The 18,880-nt window shown below is 63.9% G+C and carries 18 protein-coding genes and 1 pseudogene; 11 read left to right on the top strand and 8 right to left on the bottom strand.

Translation table 11 applies throughout. The features are described from left to right. Window positions 1–50: 50 nt before the first annotated feature. The 4 genes from NKH42_RS09635 to NKH42_RS09620 form a co-directional block, all read right to left on the bottom strand. Window positions 51–434 carry a DUF4870 family protein gene (locus tag NKH42_RS09635; RefSeq protein ID WP_352506895.1) on the bottom strand — a complete coding sequence of 128 codons (384 nt, stop codon included), beginning with the start codon at window positions 432–434 and terminating at the stop codon, window positions 51–53. Next, window positions 431–1,687: an FAD-binding protein gene (locus NKH42_RS09630; RefSeq protein WP_352506896.1), complete on the bottom strand. Its 1,257-nt coding sequence runs from the start codon at window positions 1,685–1,687 to the stop codon at window positions 431–433. The genes NKH42_RS09635 and NKH42_RS09630 overlap by 4 nt, the downstream gene beginning before the upstream one ends. A 222-nt stretch (window positions 1,688–1,909) precedes the next feature. Further along, window positions 1,910–3,406 (bottom strand): FAD-linked oxidase C-terminal domain-containing protein, encoded by a 1,497-nt coding sequence (locus NKH42_RS09625; RefSeq protein WP_352506897.1) that lies wholly within the window; start codon window positions 3,404–3,406, stop codon window positions 1,910–1,912. 136 nt (window positions 3,407–3,542) lie between these two features. Further along, the gene (locus NKH42_RS09620; RefSeq protein WP_352974051.1) at window positions 3,543–4,877 is read right to left on the bottom strand and encodes a DUF3422 family protein; all 1,335 of its coding nucleotides are present in this window, start codon (window positions 4,875–4,877) and stop codon (window positions 3,543–3,545) included. Between the two features lie 296 nt (window positions 4,878–5,173). Here NKH42_RS09620 and NKH42_RS09615 point away from each other — a divergent pair, with 296 nt between their 5' ends. Genes NKH42_RS09615 through NKH42_RS09605 form a run of 3 tightly spaced genes read left to right on the top strand, consistent with a single transcriptional unit; the run spans window position 5,174 to window position 7,977 of the window. Further along, a complete protein-coding gene (locus NKH42_RS09615) occupies window positions 5,174–5,977 on the top strand; it encodes a FadR/GntR family transcriptional regulator (protein ID WP_352751549.1) in 804 nt (267 codons plus the stop codon). A gap of 54 nt (window positions 5,978–6,031) precedes the next feature. Then, on the top strand, window positions 6,032–7,168 hold the full coding sequence (locus tag NKH42_RS09610; protein WP_352541778.1) for an alpha-hydroxy acid oxidase: 1,137 nt from the start codon (window positions 6,032–6,034) through the stop codon (window positions 7,166–7,168). A 38-nt stretch (window positions 7,169–7,206) separates the two neighbouring features. Next, window positions 7,207–7,977 carry a metallophosphoesterase gene (locus tag NKH42_RS09605; protein WP_352751547.1) on the top strand — a complete coding sequence of 257 codons (771 nt, stop codon included), beginning with the start codon at window positions 7,207–7,209 and terminating at the stop codon, window positions 7,975–7,977. 28 nt (window positions 7,978–8,005) lie between these two features. Here the strand turns inward: NKH42_RS09605 and NKH42_RS09600 are convergent, their stop codons facing one another. Together NKH42_RS09600 and NKH42_RS09595 are read right to left on the bottom strand one after the other, a co-directional pair. Further along, entirely contained in the window at window positions 8,006–8,146 is a 141-nt protein-coding gene (locus NKH42_RS09600; protein WP_292664785.1) for a hypothetical protein, read from the bottom strand. 287 nt (window positions 8,147–8,433) lie between these two features. After that, the gene (locus NKH42_RS09595) at window positions 8,434–9,132 is read right to left on the bottom strand and encodes a type 1 glutamine amidotransferase (protein ID WP_352751545.1); all 699 of its coding nucleotides are present in this window, start codon (window positions 9,130–9,132) and stop codon (window positions 8,434–8,436) included. Window positions 9,133–9,206: 74 nt separating this feature from the next. Between NKH42_RS09595 and NKH42_RS09590 the strand changes: the two genes are divergently transcribed. The 4 genes from NKH42_RS09590 (at window position 9,207) to NKH42_RS09575 (ending at window position 13,259) form a co-directional block, all read left to right on the top strand. Next, window positions 9,207–9,854, top strand: coding sequence for a hypothetical protein (locus tag NKH42_RS09590; protein WP_352751543.1), 648 nt, complete (start codon window positions 9,207–9,209; stop codon window positions 9,852–9,854). 31 nt (window positions 9,855–9,885) lie between these two features. Continuing rightward, window positions 9,886–10,620 (top strand): 16S rRNA (uracil(1498)-N(3))-methyltransferase, encoded by a 735-nt coding sequence (locus tag NKH42_RS09585; protein ID WP_352754322.1) that lies wholly within the window; start codon window positions 9,886–9,888, stop codon window positions 10,618–10,620. A 185-nt stretch (window positions 10,621–10,805) separates the two neighbouring features. Then, window positions 10,806–12,179: a glutamate--cysteine ligase gene (locus tag NKH42_RS09580; protein ID WP_352506901.1), complete on the top strand. Its 1,374-nt coding sequence runs from the start codon at window positions 10,806–10,808 to the stop codon at window positions 12,177–12,179. Window positions 12,180–12,281: 102 nt separating this feature from the next. After that, complete coding sequence (locus NKH42_RS09575) at window positions 12,282–13,259, top strand: DUF937 domain-containing protein (RefSeq protein WP_352506902.1); 978 nt, start codon at window positions 12,282–12,284, stop codon at window positions 13,257–13,259. Between the two features lie 177 nt (window positions 13,260–13,436). On the opposite strand, the gene NKH42_RS09570 is transcribed toward NKH42_RS09575, so the two are convergent. Further along, entirely contained in the window at window positions 13,437–13,727 is a 291-nt protein-coding gene (locus NKH42_RS09570; RefSeq protein WP_352475835.1) for a DUF1127 domain-containing protein, read from the bottom strand. A 178-nt stretch (window positions 13,728–13,905) separates the two neighbouring features. Here NKH42_RS09570 and NKH42_RS09565 point away from each other — a divergent pair, with 178 nt between their 5' ends. From NKH42_RS09565 to NKH42_RS09550, 4 genes and pseudogenes are all read left to right on the top strand, one after another. Then, window positions 13,906–14,862: a LysR substrate-binding domain-containing protein gene (locus tag NKH42_RS09565; RefSeq protein ID WP_352506903.1), complete on the top strand. Its 957-nt coding sequence runs from the start codon at window positions 13,906–13,908 to the stop codon at window positions 14,860–14,862. Window positions 14,863–14,932: 70 nt separating this feature from the next. Beyond that, window positions 14,933–16,498, top strand: a complete 1,566-nt coding sequence (gene xseA, locus NKH42_RS09560) for an exodeoxyribonuclease VII large subunit (RefSeq protein WP_352506904.1) — start codon at window positions 14,933–14,935, stop codon at window positions 16,496–16,498. Window positions 16,499–16,528: 30 nt separating this feature from the next. Beyond that, a pseudogene (locus NKH42_RS09555) lies at window positions 16,529–17,664 on the top strand (DmpA family aminopeptidase). A 135-nt stretch (window positions 17,665–17,799) separates the two neighbouring features. Then, the gene (locus NKH42_RS09550; RefSeq protein ID WP_352475838.1) at window positions 17,800–18,282 is read left to right on the top strand and encodes an ankyrin repeat domain-containing protein; all 483 of its coding nucleotides are present in this window, start codon (window positions 17,800–17,802) and stop codon (window positions 18,280–18,282) included. 113 nt (window positions 18,283–18,395) lie between these two features. Here the strand turns inward: NKH42_RS09550 and NKH42_RS09545 are convergent, their stop codons facing one another. Beyond that, window positions 18,396–18,650 carry a hypothetical protein gene (locus NKH42_RS09545; protein ID WP_352475839.1) on the bottom strand — a complete coding sequence of 85 codons (255 nt, stop codon included), beginning with the start codon at window positions 18,648–18,650 and terminating at the stop codon, window positions 18,396–18,398. Window positions 18,651–18,880: the final 230 nt, after the last annotated feature.

The raw sequence follows: 18,880 nt of genomic DNA, 5'->3' as shown, positions 1-18,880 counted from the left end.
TTTGAGCATGATCTTTTCCCAAAACCGGTACCCACTTTTGGGGATCACGCTCATAATCCTAGAAACCAGCTTTCGGGGTTCTTGACCGCTTCGCCGCGCTGCAGCGCCTGCAGGCCGAGAATGCAGCGGGCGATGAACCAGACGGCAACGGCGAAAATCAGCACGACACCGATGACCACGATCATCAGCAGCGCCGAGATCAGTGCATAGAGCAGGCCGATCCAGAAGGTGCGGATCAGGAATGTGTAGTGGCCTTCGACGAAGCCGCCGGCCTTGCCGCGATTGATATAGGCCAGGACGATGCCGACAATGCCGCTGACGCCGATGGCCAGGCCGGCGAGATAGAGGATGTAGATGACCAGCGCGTTGGTCGGGCCGGGCTCCAGCCAGCGGTCGGTCTGGCGTGACGTACCGTTTTGGCCTGGATCGCTCATTGTGCTCCTCCCTCGGTTGCCGGCGCGAGAGTAGCAGAGCTTGCGCCCGGCGCCATACGGCCGGGATTGAGGATATTCTTCGGGTCGAATCCGGCCTTCAGCCGCGCCGACAGTGCTGCCAGTTGCGGCGCTTGCGGTTCGAACACCGGTACGGCGGCGCGGTGCGAAGGGGTTGCGCGCACCAGCGTCGCATGGCCGCCGCCATGTCTTCTGATCAGGCCGCGCAACAGGCCAGCCTCGGGATCGTCCTGCTGCATGCGGAGCCAGATCAGCCCGCCCTGCCAATCATAGAAGGCATCGACCGGGGCCTGCATGCGCAGCGCCAGCACCATCTGGTGGCCCCGCGACGGCGCCATCGAGACGCGCCACACCGGCCTTTCGCTGCCATCGGCGAACGGCGCGCAGTCGCGGACACCGCGCCAGACCGAGTACGAGACCGAACCGGAAATCTCCTGCAGCGGCCCAGCGTTTTTCAGCAGGTCTTTCAGCGCGGCAATGCGGTAAGCGACCGACGGGCCGAAGCCCTCGATGCGCAGCAGCGTCGCGGCATCGCTGCCGAGACTGCCGCCGGCGACCCTGGCTGCGACCCGTTCGGGAAGATGGGCAGCACTCGACACTTCGGCGCTGGAACCCAGCGCCAGCGCCATGGCGGCGGCGGCGTGATCGTCGAGCAGGCCGCGGATGGCAAGCGTGACTTCGGTCTCGGCAGCAGGCAGCACCTTGAAGGTGACGTCCGTGAGCACCGCCAGCGTGCCCCAGCTGTTGGCCATCAGCTTGGACAGATCGTAGCCGGTGACGTTCTTGACGACGCGGCCGCCCGACTTGAAGGCCTCGCCGCGCCCGGAAACGGCAGATATGCCGAGAATGTGGTCGCGCGCAGCACCGGCCTTCAGCCGGCGCGGGCCGGAAAGGTTCGCGGCGAGTGCGCCGCCGATCGTGCCTCGCGCTGGCTCACCGCCGAGCAGCGGGCCGTAATCCATCGGTTCGAAGGCAAGTTGCTGGCCGTTTTCGGCAAGCAGGCTTTCGATTTCGGCCAACGGCGTGCCGGCTTTTCCCGACAGCACCAGTTCGGCCGGCTCGTAAAGCATGACGCCGGAGAGTTTGGAAAGATCGAGCGTATGCTCGCTCTGCTGCGGCCGGCCGATGCCGCGCTTGGAGCCGTGGCCGAGGATTTCGAGCGGCGAGTCTTCCGCCGCTGCCCAAGCGACGGTGGAGACGGTTTCCGCTGATGTGGTCGGGGTGAAGGTGGTCATGCGGCAGAACCACCAGTCGTAAATGACGAGAGGCCGCGATCCTTCCCACCCCCCTCTGTCCTGCCGGACATCTCCCCCGCAAGGGGGGAGATCGGATGTCGCTTAGGCTTTCGCCAACCATCAACGCTTGAAGGCGAGCAGGACGTTGAAGCAGCCAATCTCCCCCCTTGCGGGGGAGATGTCCGGCAGGACAGAGGGGGGTGTCCAAGCGCCAACATACCCTCAAAACCTCGGAATGTCCGGAAACGCCACTTGGCCGCGATGCACGTGCATCCGCCCGAGCTCGGCGCATCGCCTCAATTGCGGGAAGACCTTGCCGGGATTCAAAAGATGGTTGGGGTCGAAGGCGCATTTGACGCGCATCTGCTGGTCGAGGTCGATCTGGTTGAACATTTCCGGCATCAGGTCGCGCTTCTCGATGCCGACCCCGTGCTCTCCGGTCAGCACGCCACCGACCTTGACGCAGAGCCGCAATATGTCGGCGCCGAAACTCTCCGCCTTGTCGAGTTCGCCCGGCACGTTGGCGTCATAGAGGATGAGCGGGTGCAGATTGCCGTCGCCGGCGTGGAAGACATTGGCGACGCCGAGCCCGTATTTCTGCGACAGCTCGCGCATGCCGGCGAGCACGCGCGGCAGTTCCTTGCGCGGGATGGTGCCGTCCATGCAATAATAGTCGGGCAAGATGCGGCCGACCGCCGGGAACGCCGCCTTGCGGCCGGCCCAGAAGCTCAGCCGCTGCTGTTCCGACTGCGAAATGCGGCATGTGGTCGAGCCGTTCCTGTAGGCGATGGCTTCGACCAGGCCGATCAGGTGATCGACCTCGACACCCGGCCCGTCCAGCTCGACGATCAGCAGCGCCTCGACATCGAGCGGATAGCCGGCCTGGACGAAATCCTCGGCGGCGTGGATGGCCGGACGGTCCATCATCTCCATGCCGCCCGGAATGATGCCGGCGCCGATGATGTCGGCAACGCATTGGCCGGCCTGCTCGCTGGTCGGGAAACCGATCAGCAGGGCACGCGCCGTCTCCGGCTTCTTCAGGATGCGTACGGTGACCTCGGTTACGACGCCGAGCAGTCCTTCGGAGCCGGTCATGACGCCGAGCAGGTCGTAGCCTTCCGCGTCGAGATGGCTGCCGCCGAGGCGCACCACCTCGCCATTCATCAGCACCATCTCGATGCCGAGCACATTGTTGGCGGTGAGACCGTATTTCAGGCAGTGCACACCGCCGGAATTTTCCGCGACATTGCCGCCGATCGAGCAGGCGATCTGGGAGGATGGATCGGGGGCGTAGTAGAAGCCCTCCTGCTCGACGGCGGTGGTGATGCCGAGATTGGTGACGCCGGGCTGGGCGACGACGACGCGGTTCTGAAAATCGATCTCGAGGATGCGGTTGAAGCGGCTCATCACCAGCAGCACCGCGTCTTCGAGCGGCAGCGCACCGCCGGAGAGCGAGGTGCCGGAGCCGCGCGGCACGACGCGGATGTTGCGTTCGCTGCAATATTTCAGCACGCGCGAGACCTGGGCCACGGTTTGCGGCAGTACAACGACGAGCGGCAATTGCCGGTAGGCGGTGAGCCCGTCGCTCTCGAAGGCGCGCATGGCATTGGCGGCGTCGACGACGCCCTCGCCCGGCACCATGATGCGCACATCGGCGACGATCTCGTCGCGCCGGCGCATCGTGGCGTCGTCTGGTTTCGGCATGGCAAGGCCGGACATCGACAGCCTCCTTCGATCGACTGGTAAAAATCTTTTACCAGCGACAGTGGTCGCTTGCAAATGCCGCGTTGGACGGGATCAGAGGCCTATGGCCGAGACCGCCTTCCGCAGCGGCAATCTGCCGCTGCGCCCCACATTACTCGCCCGGCTGCTTGCCTGGTTCGGAGTGCATGCGGCGGACGCGGCGCACGCCCCACCAGACGAGCACGACGGCGAGCGGCACCGAGGCGGCGGTGACCATTTCCGGCGCGAAGGCATGGCCGAAGATCGAGGCGCCCTTGGCGACGTAGCCGATGAGGCCGACGACATAGTAGGAAACCGCGGCGACCGAGAGCCCCTCCACCGTCTGCTGCAGCCGCAATTGCAGGCGGGCGCGATTGTTCATCGATGCCAAAAGATCGCGGTTCTGCTTCTCGACCTCGACGTCGACCCAGGTGCGCAGCAGTGTGGTGGCACGGGTGAGCTTCGTCGACAGGTTGGCCTGGCGCTCCTCGACCGAACGGCAGGTACGCATCGCCGGCGCCACGCGGCGCTGCAGAAAACCGCCCCAGGTGTCGTAGCCGGGCACCGCCTCTTCATCGAGCGCTTCCAGCCGTTCGCGAACGATGCCGTCATAGGCGCGGCTGGCGCCGAAGCGGTAGAGGCTGGAAGCGGCATCGGCCTCCAGCTCGGCGGCCAGTTCGGTCAAGTCGGCAAGTAGCGTCTGGCTGTCGCGGGTCTCAGCGACCTTCATTTCCAAGGTGGTCTGAGCCAGCCTGTCTTCGATGCGGCGGGCGCGACCGGACAGCGTCAGCGCCAGCGGCAGCCCAAGCATGGCCAGCGTGCGGTAGGTCTCGATGTCGATCAGCCGCTGTGACAGTGCCCCGGTGCGCGCCGGGGTCAGGCCGCGGTCGAGCACCAGCATGCGGGTCAAGCCGTCGCCGTCCTGGCGGAAATCGGTGACGATGGCGGCGTTGCCGCGCTCGACCAGCGAGTAGCACAGGCTGGTCGGGTCGAAGCCGGCGATCAGCCTCTCGTTCGCCGGCGTCCATTTGCGGATTTCGAGCCTAATGCCGGAAATCACCGTGCCCGGCGGCGAAAACCCGTTGCCGAAGGGTGTGTCCTCTTGCCCTCTGCCGTTTTCGGCGAGCGGTCCTTCCCAGAGGTAGGTCGAGAACTCCGTGTGCCGTTCCCAGCGCAGCGAGCCCTTGCCCCATTTCATCGCGTGATGGCGGGCGTGGGGGTCGGGCGCGGTGATGCCGAGGCGTCGCGACAATTCGGAAAGCACGGCCTGATCGACGCCGGATCCAGCTTCGGTCATGAAGGAAAGCTGCACCAGCACGCGCGGCTTTTCGACCAGCGGATGCGGCCGGGCGTGGACCTCGCCGAGCGCGCCGGGCCGACCTTCATGCGCCGGAAAGCCCATGACGGTGCCGCCCACGGCTTTGGCGCGCAGCTGGAATTCGAGGTTGGACGGGTCGGCGTCTGGCACGGCTGGTCCCCCGGGCTTCTCTGAGCCCTTTGGCGATGATGTCTCTCTTGTTCACGGAAACGCCGAACCGCTCTATCTCTTTGATTCTGCGCAATTCCGGACGGAAAACCGTTTCACACTTTTCCTGGAATGCTCTAGAGGCAATCGCCCGAGGACGCAAACGCCCAATTTAGCTTACGCTGATATGAAGCCGCGGCAGTGAACGGGTCCGGCCGGCGAATTGGATAAATAATTTGACCAGTTGGCGACGCTGGCTTTATCTTGCGCCACATCGGTTCAACCTCCAGGCACCCCGTTTGAGCGACATTTTCTCCCGGATCGAGCATTCGCGCACCGCCGACGAGGTGGTGCAGCAGATCGAGAGCCTGATCCTCGAAGGCGTACTGCGCACCGGCGACCGGCTGCCGGGTGAGCGCGAGCTGGCGCGCCAGTTCGAGGTGTCGCGGCCGATCCTGCGCGATGCCTTGAAAGCCTTGGAAGGGCGCGGGCTGTTGACGACACGGCCAGGCGGCGGCACGCATGTCGCCGATGTCATCGGCCAGCTGTTCACCAAGCCGGTGACCGACCTGATCTCGATGCATCGCAAGGCGGTGACCGACTATCTGGAGTACCGCCGCGAGATCGAGGCGGTGGCTGCGGAATATGCGGCGCGGCGTGCCACATCTGACGATCTGGCGCTGCTCGACCGCATCATGGCGCGCATGGACGAGGCGCACCGGACCGCCAATTTCGACGACGAGGCGGAAATCGACATCGAGTTCCATCACGCGATCTGCGAATGCGCGCACAATATTATCCTGCTGCACACGCTGCGCTCCTGTTATCGGCTGCTGTCGGAAGGCGTGTTCCAGAACCGGCGGCTGGTGTTCAACGTGCCGGGCGCGCGCGAGGCGCTGCTTTCGCAACACCGGGCAATCTATGCGGCGGTCAAGGCCGGCGATCCGGCTACGGCGCGGCAGGCGGCGATGGACCACATCTCCTACGTCGAACGATCGATGGCCGAGGCCGAGCGCAGCGGCGACTGGCAGCGCGTGTCGCGGCTGAGGCTCAGGCAACGCTCCGAGCCCGGTGACGGTGAGGCGGCAAGAAAACAGCCGTAGGCCCCGCCCAGAAAATCCAACGCGAACCAGCGAAGAACCAGCGGAAAAAGATCCATGAGCAGCATTCTCACCATCGCCGACCTCAAGGACCTGGCGCGCCGCCGCGTGCCGAAGATGTTCTTCGACTACGCCGATTCCGGCGCCTGGACCGAAAGCACCTACCGCGCCAACGAAGAGGATTTCCAGAAGATCAAGTTCCGCCAGCGCGTGCTTGTCGACATGGACAACCGCTCGCTGGAATCGACCATGATCGGCGAGAAAGTGACGATGCCGGTGGCGCTGGCGCCGACCGGCATGACCGGCATGCAGCACCCGGACGGCGAGATGCTGGCGGCGCAGGCGGCGGAAGAATTCGGTGTGCCGTTCACGCTGTCGACAATGAGCATCTGCTCGATCGAGGATGTCGCGTCGGTGACCAGGAAGCCGTTCTGGTTCCAGCTCTATGTGCTGCGCGACAAGGACTTCGTCTTCGATTTGATCGACCGCGCAAAAGCGGCGAAATGTTCGGCACTGGTGCTGACGCTCGACCTGCAGATCCTCGGTCAGCGCCACAAGGATATCCGCAACGGGCTTTCGGCGCCGCCGCGAATGACGCCGAAGCACATCTGGCAGATGGCGACAAGGCCGCGCTGGTGCGTCGGCATGGCCGGGACCAAGCGCCGGAGCTTCCGCAACATCGTCGGCCATGCCAAGGGCGTCGGCGACCTCGCCTCGCTGTCGTCGTGGACGAAGGAGCAGTTCGATCCGCATCTGTCGTGGAAGGACGTCGCCTGGATCAAGGAGCGCTGGGGCGGCAAGCTGATCCTGAAAGGCATACTCGACAAGGAAGATGCGCTGATGGCGGCCAGGACAGGCGCCGACGCGATCATCGTTTCCAACCATGGCGGCCGCCAGCTCGACGGCGCCTCGTCATCGATCATGGCGCTGGAAGAGATCGCCGACGCCGTCGGCGACGCGATCGAGGTGCACATGGACGGCGGCATCCGTTCCGGCCAGGACGTGCTCAAAGCATTGTGCCTCGGCGCCAAGGGCACCTATATCGGCCGGCCTTTCCTGTACGGCCTCGGCGCACTCGGCAAGGAAGGGGTTACCAAGGCGCTGGAAATCATCCGCAAGGAGATGGACATAACGCTGGCACTGTGCGGAAAGCGTCTGGTCACCGACATGGGCAAGGATCAGCTCCGGCGCTAAAGTCCCGTGACGGCATGATCACGGAGGCGACGCAGCCATTGACGGAGCCCGGCATCAGTTTCTACGAGGCGCGCGGACCGCAAGGCATGCGCCTTTACGCGATCGGCGATGTGCACGGCCGGCTCGACCTGCTGACCGCCATGCACCGGCGGATCGAGGCGGAGCTCGGACAAAGGCCGTCGACCGATTGGCGCGTTATCCATCTCGGCGACTATGTCGACCGGGGTCCGGACTCCAAAGGCGTCGTCGATTTCCTGATCGACGCGCAAAAACGCGATCCGCGTCACCTGATGCTGGCCGGAAATCATGATCTCGGCTTCCTCGATTTTCTCGATGTCCCCGATCCGGACGGCCTGTTCATGCGCTATGGCGGCATCCAGACGGCGCTATCCTATGGCGTGTCGCTCGGTGGCAGCAGCAACTGGTTTGGCCGCGCCGATGCGGCCTTGCGGCAAGGGCACGCCGCGCTGGTCGAGGCGGTGCCGCAGAACCATGTCGAGTTCCTGCGCTCGCTGGCCTTTTCAGTGACATTCGGCGACTTCTTCTTCTGTCACGCCGGCATCCGGCCCGGCATTGCGCTGGAAAGCCAGAGCCCGCAGGACCTGATCTGGATCCGCGAGGTCTTCCACGACCACACCGGCCTTCATCCCAAGATCGTGGTGCACGGCCATACGCCGGTGGCCAAACCCGAGATCACCGGCAACCGCGTCAATGTCGACACCCTCGCCTGGCACTCAGGAAATCTCACCGCGCTCGTCGTGGATGGCGCGGAGAAACGTATCCTGACGGTGACGGGTGAGCGGGCGTAGGTAAGGCGTGAGGTTATGTGCAGAGGGTCTAGCGAAGCGCGGCGGTGACGCCGTAGCCGTCAACGGCATTGTGGTCGTTGGCCGCGTCGGCGGAATAAATGCCGAGGCCGCACAAGACGATAGCCGACAACATGACAAAGGACAAAAAGGCTGCTTTCACGGACGTCATCTCTTGTTGAGCTTCCTGCATCTATGCACGAGCGGGTTACCAATGCGTTGAAACGCAAAATACGTCGCAAATGTCGGACGGTTTCGCGCTTCTAGGCATGTTCTGTATCGGCGGTGTGTCGCGCGGGTCACAGGAAAGGTTCATCGCGGTTGCACGCAAGATGCAGAGCGCGCGCCTTTTAGGCTGGCGGACAGACACAGGCCAAGGATGAAACGCGTTATCCCCGGCGGATTTGCCGCCGCGTGCCAAATATGCAACGTCGCCAAATACGTTGACTATATGGGCCGTCAGATCGTCGCCACCCAGGCGCGGGCGATGGCCAGGCCGGCGGCATCGGCTTGCGGTCCGTTGCGGGCCATTTCGTCGTCGAGCCGGACGGCCCAATCCGGATGGCGTTCGGCGATCAACGGTGCAAAGGACGTGCTCCAGTCGCGAACCATCGGCCGGTCGGCCTCGAAATGAAACTGGAAGCCATAGACGGCGCGGCCGATGCGGAACGCCTGGTTCTCGGCGACGGCGTTGCCGGCCAGCCGCACGGCAGTCTCGGGCAAGGCAAAGGTGTCGTCGTGCCACTGGAAGATCGGGAATTTTTCGGGCAAGGCGGCGAGCACCGGATCGGCCTGCGCCGCCGCGGTGAGCGCGACCTCGTGCCAGCCGAACTCCGATGCGGCGCCGATCTGGTTCTCGCCGCCAAAGGCGCGCGCGACCAATTGGCCGCCAAGACAGATGCCGAGCACCGCGCGATCCCTCTCGGCAAAGTCGCGCGTCAGGTCGAGCAGGCCCGGAAAGTAAGGACAGAGCTCGTCGTCCAGCGCATTCTGCGCGCCGCCGAGCACCACCATGGCGTCATGCCCGCCGCTATCTTGCGGCAGCGCGTCGCCGCAGTAGGGACGGCGCAGGTCGATAGCGGCACCCGCCTCGACAAGGGCCGCGCCGATCTGGCCAAGGCCCTCATTGTCGAAGTTCTGGACAACTAAGACCCGCATCGAAACCTGCTGACATGAAATTGATGCAACGAGCGATATCATGGCGCCAGCATTGCAGCCAACAGGGAACGCCTATGCCACTGCAAAACCGGGTCGACCCGTTCGGCGCCATCCATGCCGTGCCGGAGCGCGGCCTGTTCATGGGCAATCGCGGCATCATTCACGACCCCGAGACGAGAACGCTGTTGAAGAAGCGCTGGGCGCTGCAAGCCTGGATCATCTGCGTCTGCGAATTCGGCAACGTGCGGCGCGAGCCGATGGGCCGCAACCGGGCTGGCGGCAAGGCCGGCTGGACCGAACTGTTTTTCCTCGACGAGGTGACGGCGCTGGCGGCCGGGCACCGTCCCTGCTTCTTCTGCCGGCGCGAGCGGGCCAGGGATTTTGTCCGGCGTTTCGGCGACGCCTTCGGCATTGCCGAGCCACGCGCGCCGCAACTCGACAAGCGCCTGCACAAGGAGCGCCTGGCATCGGGCGGGCGGGCGACGAGACTGAAACCGGAAGCGCTTGCGGATTTGCCGGACGGCACCATGATCTCGTCAGGAAACAGGGCGTACGCCCTGTTTGACGGCGCCGCGCTGCCCTGGAGTTTCGGCGGTTATGGCGAACCGGTGGGATTCGGCGATTTTACCGACGGTCCAATCGGCCTGCTCACGCCGGCGACAACTGTTTCCGTGCTGAAGCGTGGCTACAGACCTGTCTGGCACGCCAGCGCGGAGGCTTGACGCCGGCGATGGCCTCGCCCATTCCTCGGCGATGCGCGCCAATTACAAGATGCAGCGGCTGTTCGTGCCGGACGGGCTTGGACCGGACATCGAGTTCGACGTCGGCCCGCAGCAGAGCCATTATCTCTCGCACGTGCTGCGGCTCGGCGAAGGCGCCGAAATTCTGGTCTTCAACGGCCGCGACGGCGAATGGTCGGCTGCGATCGCGGCAAAATCGAAGAAGGCGTTGCGCCTGAAGTTGCTGGCATTGCAGCGGCCGCAGCCGCCGTTGCCCGATCTCGTCTACTGTTTCGCGCCGCTGAAGCAAGGGCGGCTCGACTACCTCGTGCAAAAGGCGGTGGAGATGGGCGCCGGCATCCTGCAGCCGGTCATCACCCAGCATACGCAAGTGGCAAAACCCGGCATCGAGCGCCTGCGCGCCAATGTCGTCGAGGCGGCCGAGCAATGCGGCATATTGGCGGTGCCGGAGCTGCGCGAAGCGGAAAAATTCGAGCGCCTGCTGGCGGGCTGGGACCGCGAGCGGCGGCTGATCTTCTGCGACGAGGATGCATCGACCAACAATCCCCTGCCGGCATTGCAGGCGGTGCGGGAGGGAAAGCTCGGTCTGCTGGTCGGGCCTGAGGGCGGCTTTTCCGACGAGGAGCGCAGGATGCTGAGAGCGCTGCCCTTCGTTACCGCCATTCCGCTCGGGCCGCGCATCCTGCGAGCGGATACGGCGGCGGTGGCGGCACTGGCGCTGATCCAGGCGACAATCGGCGATTGGTGATCAATTCCCGTTACCCTCTGGCTCAGGATTTTTCGCTTGATCGGCTACTGACATTTCGTCCATCTAGCGCCGGCAGTGGCCGCGTGTCCTTTCGGACGCGCAAAGGACGCTGTAGCATTTGATTGGGCACCTGATCCCTTCCGAAAATCGAAGCCGGTTTTCGGGGTCATGTGCGGAGGGCTATTATGGCGCGCGATACCACCGATTTCCGGCCGATCGAAGGCGCCGACGAACTCGTCGAGCACCTGGCCGAAGGCAACAAGCCGCGCGACAAATGGCGCATCGGCACCGAGCACGAGAAATTCCCGTTCTATGTCGACGGCAATGCCCCGGTGCCCTATGGCGGCGAGCGCGGCATCCGCGCCATCCTCGAAGGCATGCAGGACAAACTCGGCTGGGACCCGATCATGGATGCCGGCCGCATCATCGGACTGGTCGAGCCGACCGGTCAGGGCGCGATCTCGCTGGAGCCAGGCGGCCAGTTCGAGCTCTCCGGCGCGCCGCTGGAGACGATCCACCAGACCTGCCGCGAAGGCAATGCCCATCTGGCGCAGGTGCGCGAGATCGCCGAACCGATGGGCATTCGTTTTCTCGGCCTTGGCGGCAGCCCGAAATGGTCGCTGGCCGAGACGCCGAAAATGCCGAAATCGCGCTACGAGATCATGACCCGCTACATGCCCAAGGTCGGTACCAAGGGCCTCGACATGATGTACCGGACCTGCACGATCCAGGTGAACCTCGACTTCGAAAGCGAAGCCGACATGCGCCGCAAGATGCAGGTGTCGCTGAAATTGCAGCCACTGTCGACGGCGCTGTTTGCCAACTCGCCCTTCACCGAAAGCCGGCCGAACGGCTTGCAGAGCTGGCGCGGCGAGATCTGGCGCGACACCGACAATCAGCGCTCCGGCCTGCTCGAATTCTGCTTCTCGCCCGATTTCGGCTTTGCCGATTATGTCGAATGGGCGCTCGACGTGCCGATGTATTTCATCATCCGCGACGGTCAGTACCACGACATGACGCACATCACCTTCCGCCAGTTCATGGCGGGCGCTGCCCGTGACGAACTGCCGGACGGGCTGCCGACGATGGGCGACTGGGCGAACCATCTGTCGACGCTGTTCCCGGACGTGCGGCTGAAGCGCTTTCTCGAAATGCGCGGCGCCGATGGCGGGCCGTGGCGGCGCATCTGCGCGCTGCCGGCCTTCTGGGTCGGGCTGCTCTACGACGCGGCAGCGCTCGACGCGGCCGAGGCGCTGACCTCGAGCTGGAGCTATGACGAAGTGCTGGCGATGCGCAACGCGGTGCCGCAACAGGGCATTTCGGCGCCCTTCCGCAACACGACGTTGCGCGAGATCGCCCGCGACGTGCTCGTCATCTCGCGCATGGGACTGAAGAACCGTGGCCGCAAGAACCGCGACGGCTACGACGAGACCTCGTTCCTCAACACGCTGGACGAGGTCGTCGCGCGCGGCACGACCAGCGCCGAGGAGATGCTCTCCGCCTACCACACACGCTGGGGCGGCTCGATCGAGCCGGTGTTCATGGAATACGCGTATTAACGCTTCGCAATCCGCATGAGCCACGGTCCGGCAAATTCGCTTCAATCAGTGATGGAAACGAACTAGGCTTCTCCAACGAGGATTTTCCCGGAGGAGAAAACAATGCCTTCCTTGTTCGATATTCTGGCACAGGCCCAGAACGGCAACGGCATGCAGGCGCTGGCCCAGCAGTTCGGGCTGTCGCAGCAGCAGACGCAGGCGGCGGTCGCGGCGCTGCTGCCGGCCTTTTCGCAGGGGCTCAAGCGCAACACGGCGGACCCTTACGGGCTCGGCTCCTTCATGACGGCGATGGCCAGCGGCCAGCACGCTAAATATTTCGAGGATGCAAGCCGGGCCTTCTCGCCGCAGGGCCTCGATGAAGGCAACGGCATTCTCGGCCATCTGTTCGGCTCGAAGGACCTGTCGCGGGCCGTTGCCAACCAGGCCGCGCAGGCGAGTGGCGTCAGCCAGCAGGTGCTGCAGCAGATGCTGCCGGCAATCGCCTCGATGATGATGGGCGGGCTGTTCAAGCAGACCACCAACCAGCTAGGCGGACAGATGCATGCGGCAGGCAGTGGCGGCAATCCGCTCGGCGAACTCATCGAGCAGATGATGCGGCAGGCGGGCGGCGGCAGCCAGGCACCGGCCCCTCAGCCTGCAGGCCACACGGATAACCCGCTCGGCAAGATGCTGCAGGACATGTTCGGCGGCGGGCAGCAGCCGCAAAGCCAGCCGCAGCAGACACAGAACCCTTATGGTGACAATCCGCTCGGCAAGGTGCTGCAGGATATGTTCGGCGGCGGTGCACCACAGCCACAGCAGCCGCAGAACCAACCCCAGCAGACACAGAACCCTTATGGTGACAATCCGCTCGGCAAAGTACTGCAGGACATGTTCGGCGGTGGCGCACAACAGTCTCAGCCGCATCAGGCGCCGCAGCAGACGCCGCAGCCGCAGACCAATCCGAGCGGCAGGCCGAGAAATCCGTTCGACGACCTGTTCGGCAAGATGTTCGAGACAGGCGCCCAGCAGCGCGACGACTACCAGAAAGGGATGGAGTCGATCTTCGACCAGTTCAAGCAGGGCATGGGCCGGCGCTAGACCAGAAACCGGCAACCCCAATCATCAGTGCCGCCCAAAAAAGAAAGCCCGGTCCTGGGAGGACCGGGCAGCGCGCAGGCTGGCCGGGGGGATCCGGCAGGGAGTGGGGAGCCTGCGTAACTTGGTGGCGTCGTGCCTCAAAAGGTTCAATGCGACCAAAATCGCGAATTCGTGCGATCACACCACCTTGCGGGCAAGATCCTCGATCGTTTCGGCGCGCTCGATGGCGATGACGCGAAGCCTTTCTGTCGGATCTCGGCCAAAGGGTACACCGACAGCAACGTGCAGGTCGGCGCGGGTCAGGCCGATGTCGGCGAGCTCGGCATCCGACATCTCGCCGAGGCGATAAAAGGCGCGGCGGTTTTTCCAGGCGCGGTAAACATTGGCAGCGGCATTGGCCACGCGCGTCGCAACGGCCGGACGCGAGGTGATGCGCGAGGTCTCGGTGGCGAAATCAAACGTAGCCATGTCGGTCTCCTTCACATTCGAACGGGCGAAACCGGTCGATCGGGCGCTGGCAACAGCGGCCGTTCCGGCTTCGATTCACATGCGTTCATGTGGACAATCGGAATTTGCCATGGCCCGATTGATTAATCCAACGAATGTTTCTAATCTTTAGCATCAGCATCAATGATGGATTAGGCCAATGAAAGCGCCGCTCGATCTCGATCAGTTGCAGACCTTCATCTCGATTGTGGACACCGGCAGCTTTACCCGCGCGGCGGAAGCGGTGCATCGGACCCAGTCTGCGGTGTCGATGCAGATGCGGCGGCTGGAGGAACGGATCGGCAAACCGCTGTTCGAAAAAGACGGCCGCACCAACAGGCTGACCGAGGAAGGCGATAGACTGCTCTCCTACGCAAGGCGGCTGCTCTATCTCAACAAGGAAACACTGGCCGCCTTCGACGACCGCCGGCTCGAAGGCACCATCCGCATCGGCACGCCGGATGACTATGCCGATCGCTTCCTGCCAGAGATCATGGCGCGGTTTGCCCGCTCCAACCCGCATGTCGAACTGACCGTTATCTGCGAACCGACGCCGGGACTGGTCGAACACATCAAGCGCGGCAATCTCGACCTGGCGCTGGTGACGCACAATGACGCGCGCGGCCAGTCGGAAGTGGTGCGGCGCGAACCGCTGCTGTGGGTTACCTCGGCCAACCACGCGACGCATGAGCAGCCGATCCTGCCGATGGCCTTCGGCCGGCCGAACTGCATCTGGCGGCGGGCGGCCGCCGACGTGCTCGACCAGCAGAACCGCGACTACCGCATCCTGTTCACCAGCTTCTCTGCCACCGTCATCGCCGCGGCGGTGCTTTCCGGCCTGGCGATCTCGGTGCTGCCGGAATGCGCGCTGCGGCCCGGCATGCGGGTGCTGGGCGAGGCCGACGGTTTCGGCGCCCTGCCCGATTGCCGCATCGGCATTATGCGCGGCCAGACCTCGCGGCCGGAGATCGTCGATGCGCTTGCGCGCCACATTTCGGAGAGCCTCGACAATATTTCCGTGCCACTCGGCCAGGAGACCGGCACGTTCGATTTCGCCGCCCTCGCCTTCGCCAAGATGAAACGGACGAAGCCGAGCCAGATCCTGCCGGGCTGGTGATCGCGCGATTGGGGCCGACATCGAACACGGCCGCCTTGACGGCGGCCAACAACCGTTCCCCAATCGGCCGATGAGCGACGCAGCACCCGAATCACGCACCAACGCCACCGAGTATACGGTGAGCGAGATTTCCGGCGCGCTGAAGCGCACGGTCGAGGACGTCTTCGGCAATGTACGGGTGCGCGGCGAGATTTCCGGCTATCGCGGACCGCATTCCTCCGGCCATGCCTATTTCTGCCTGAAGGACGATCGCGCGCGGCTCGATGCCGTGGTGTGGAAGACCACGATGAGCCGGCTGAAATTCCGTCCCGAGGAAGGCATGGAGGTGATCGCCACCGGCAGGCTCACCACCTATCCCGGAAAATCCAACTACCAGATCGTCATCGACAATCTCGAGCCGGCCGGTGCCGGTGCGCTGATGGCGCTGCTGGACGAGCGCAAGCGCCGGCTGCAGGCCGAAGGGCTGTTCGACGCGGCCCGCAAGCGGCGTCTGCCGTTCATGCCGCGCGTCATAGGCGTCGTCACCTCGCCAACAGGTTCGGTGATCCGCGATATTATCCACCGCATCAAGGACCGGTTCCCGCTGCACGTGCTCGTCTGGCCGGTGCGGGTGCAGGGCGAGACGGCGGGCGCGGAAGTGACCGCTGCCGTCAACGGCTTCAATGCACTGCCTTGGGACGGCGCCACCGCGCGGCCCGATCTGTTGATCGTGGCGCGCGGCGGCGGCAGCCTGGAGGATCTGTGGGGCTTCAACGACGAAGCGCTCGCCCGGGCCGTCGCCGCTTCGGGTATTCCCGTGATTTCCGCGGTCGGCCACGAGACCGACTGGACGCTGATCGATCTGGCAGCGGATGTGCGGGCGCCGACGCCGACAGGCGCCGCCGAGATCGCCGTGCCGGTCAAAGTCGATCTCGAAGCGACGCTTGCCGGCCTTGGCGCGCGGTTGAAGACCGCACTGTCGCGCAATTTCGAACGCAAGCGGCAGGCGGCGCGCGCAGCCGCCCGGGCGCTGCCCTCGCCCGACCAGTTGCTGGCGCTGCCCCGGCGGCGCTTCGACGAGGCGACGAGCCGGCTCGGCCGGGCGCTGTCGGTCAGCGTCGAGCGCAAGCGGGCCAGGCTTCTGGGCCAGCGTCTGACACCGGCGACCTTGTCGCGGCGCATGAACGAAGCCCGCACACTGACCCGCCGCGACCTCGCCCGAGCGCAAGCGGCGTTCTTCGCCATCGTGCGCGAGCGTCGGGCACGGTTTTCGCGCACGGCCGCCAGACTGTCATCGGCGCCGATCGCCAGACGGCAGAAACTGCGAGGCGATGCCCTGCTGGCACTGGCATGGCGGCAGGACCAGGCGATTTCGCGGCGGCTGGACCGTCTGCGTGGAAAACTGACGCAGGCCGATCGATTGCTGGCGACGCTGTCGCACAAGGCCGTGCTGGCGCGAGGCTTCGCACTGGTCAAGGATGCGGACGGCGCGGTGGTCAAGCGTTCGGCGGAGGTCGTGTCGGGAATGGCGCTTTCGCTGGAGTTCGCCGACGGCACCGCCGATGCCGTCGCCATCAGTGGCACGGCGCGGCCGAAGGCGATTGCCAAGTCGGCAGCCAAGCTCAAGGCGCCGGGCGGCCAAGGCTCGCTTTTCTGAGGAAGACCAAGGCGCTTTTCTGAGGAAGAAATGACCGATCCGCATCTTACGACGCCCTCGGGCAAACTGCGTGCACGCGCCGTCGATATCCCATTCGAAGGCACCCCAGGCCGCTTCAATGCCATCACCGATGTGCCCGGCGTGACGGTCGGCTATACGACGCTGATCTCAGGGGACGGGCCGCTCGTTGTCGGCAAGGGTCCGGTACGCACCGGCGTGACCGCGATCCTGCCAAGGCCCAGAGACGAGTTGGCCGTCCCGGCGTTCGCCGGTGTGTTCAGCGCCAATGGCAATGGCGAACTGACCGGCTCGCATCTGATAGAGGAGCTCGGAGCGTTCAATCTTCCCATCACCATCACCAACACGCATTCCTGCGGCGTCAGCCGCGACGCAACGTTGCGCTGGATGCAGACGGTGCTGCCGCACGCGCTCGACAGCGCCTGGGCGCTGCCGGTGGCGGGCGAGACTTATGATGGCTTTCTCAACGATATCAACGGCCATCATCTGAGCTTCGAGCACGTGTTTTCCGCGCTCGACACGGCTGAAAGCGGGCCGATGAAGAGGGCAGCGTCGGCGGCGGCACAGGCATGATCACCTTCGGCTTCAAAGCAGGGTCCGGCACATCCTCGCGCAGCGTCGACTGGAACGGAGAGCGTTTCACGATCGGCTGCTTCGTCCAGTCGAATTTCGGTGCAAGGCGAAACCTCGTCATAGGTGGCATCAGGGCCGGAGCGGAACTCGCCGAACCGGCGATCCGGGACAACACGCCGCGAGCGGAAAAGAGCTCGATCATCGCGATCGTCGCCACCGATGCGCCATTCATGCCGCACCAGTTGAAACGGCTGGCGAAACGCGTGCCCCTCGGGGTCGCGCTGACCGGCGGCTATGGATACAATTCGTCCGGCGATATTTTTCTTGCGTTCAGCACGGCCAATGCCGATGCGGCGCGCGGCGCGGCCGGCAAATTGGCCAGCGCCGGTTACATACCGGATGCCGACATCAACCCGTTCTTCGACGCCGTCATTCAGAGCGTGGAGGAAGCAATCCTCAATGCTTTGATCGCCAACGAAGACATGAGCGGGCGCGACGGCAATTTCGTGCCGGCATTGCCGAAAGGGTGGCTCGAAGGTAGATTCGGGGCGCATCACACTGCAGATCTTGGTTAAGCTTTCGCGGTCTTCGCCGTCTTCGGCAGGAATGGCCTGGAAGCCGCGAAGGATTAACCCAAAGCAGCTCAACGACGAATAAACGACCCCAAAAAATATCAATTGGAAGACTCATCGCCCAATCGGAGCCATAGTATGAGCAACCCAGATGGTCCCGCACCCGTGCACAAGGCGGTGATGAGACATAGCTCGGCTGAAGTCATCCAGGCCATCTCAGAGGGGAAAGATGTCGATGCGTTAGATCGCGAAGGCCGGACGCCGTTGTTTTATGCGTCAAAAGATGGCGAGACCGCAATCGTCGCTGCACTGATCGAGCGTGGAGCGAAGGTGAATGTGCAGGACAAGAATCTGGAAACACCGCTGCACTTTGCTGCTCGCGAATATCGGCTCGAGGTGGCGGAACTTCTAGTCAAGGGCGGCGCAGATGTTTCTTCCCAAGACATTCATGGAAACACGCCCCTGTGGCGTGCCGTGTTTGAATCACGGGGCCGTGGCGAGTTGATCAAGCTTCTTCTCTCAGCTGGCTCAGATAAGACACTGAAAAACAAGCTTGGCTGTTCGCCGCAAGACCTCGCAAAGACCATTGGAAATTACGACATTAACGCGTTCCTGGGCTGAAAACCCGCTAGCTTCACCCAGCAAGCAATTAATGGTGTATGCTGTGCTTCAAATAGCTGGCGCCAGGAACTTCGATCTCGACAAGCCACTGTCGCATACTGTTCCTAAGCATATTACTCGGCGGGCTTGTTCGAATTCTTTTCGTCCTGCTCGGCCTCGGCCGCCTCTTCGAGCCTCGAAGCAATGAGCTCCTGAATGTCGCCGACCTCTTCCTGAATATCCTCCAGGGGTATGCCGGCTTCGGCAGCCTTGGCCGCGCATTCCCTGGCGAGGGTCTCGGCCTGCTTCTCGATTCTGGCTGGCGAGGGCTGGCAGTGGACTTTTTCGCCAATCCACCCGCGCAAGAACTCGATCGCGTGTTCACTCATACTGCTGTTTCCCTAGCGGCTGTCCCGATTGGTAATCATAAACGTCGGCATCTTCGAAAAGATGCGTGCTGCCATTCGAGCCGAGTCGGCTTCGCCCGGCAAGCCGAACTTGTCCGAGGTCCACAGAGCCGAAGGGAATGGAGGGTTCAAGGAGCACGTTCTGGTTTTTGAGGACTGATTCTCTCGAGGAAACTCGTTCGACCCGCGCTATTGTTTCTATTTGCTTTTTT

Source organism: Mesorhizobium sp. M1142, assembly GCF_040318565.1.
Lineage (GTDB): Bacteria > Pseudomonadota > Alphaproteobacteria > Rhizobiales > Rhizobiaceae > Mesorhizobium.
Note: the sequence above shows the minus strand (reverse complement) of the source record. Positions and strands in the feature narration are given on the sequence as shown.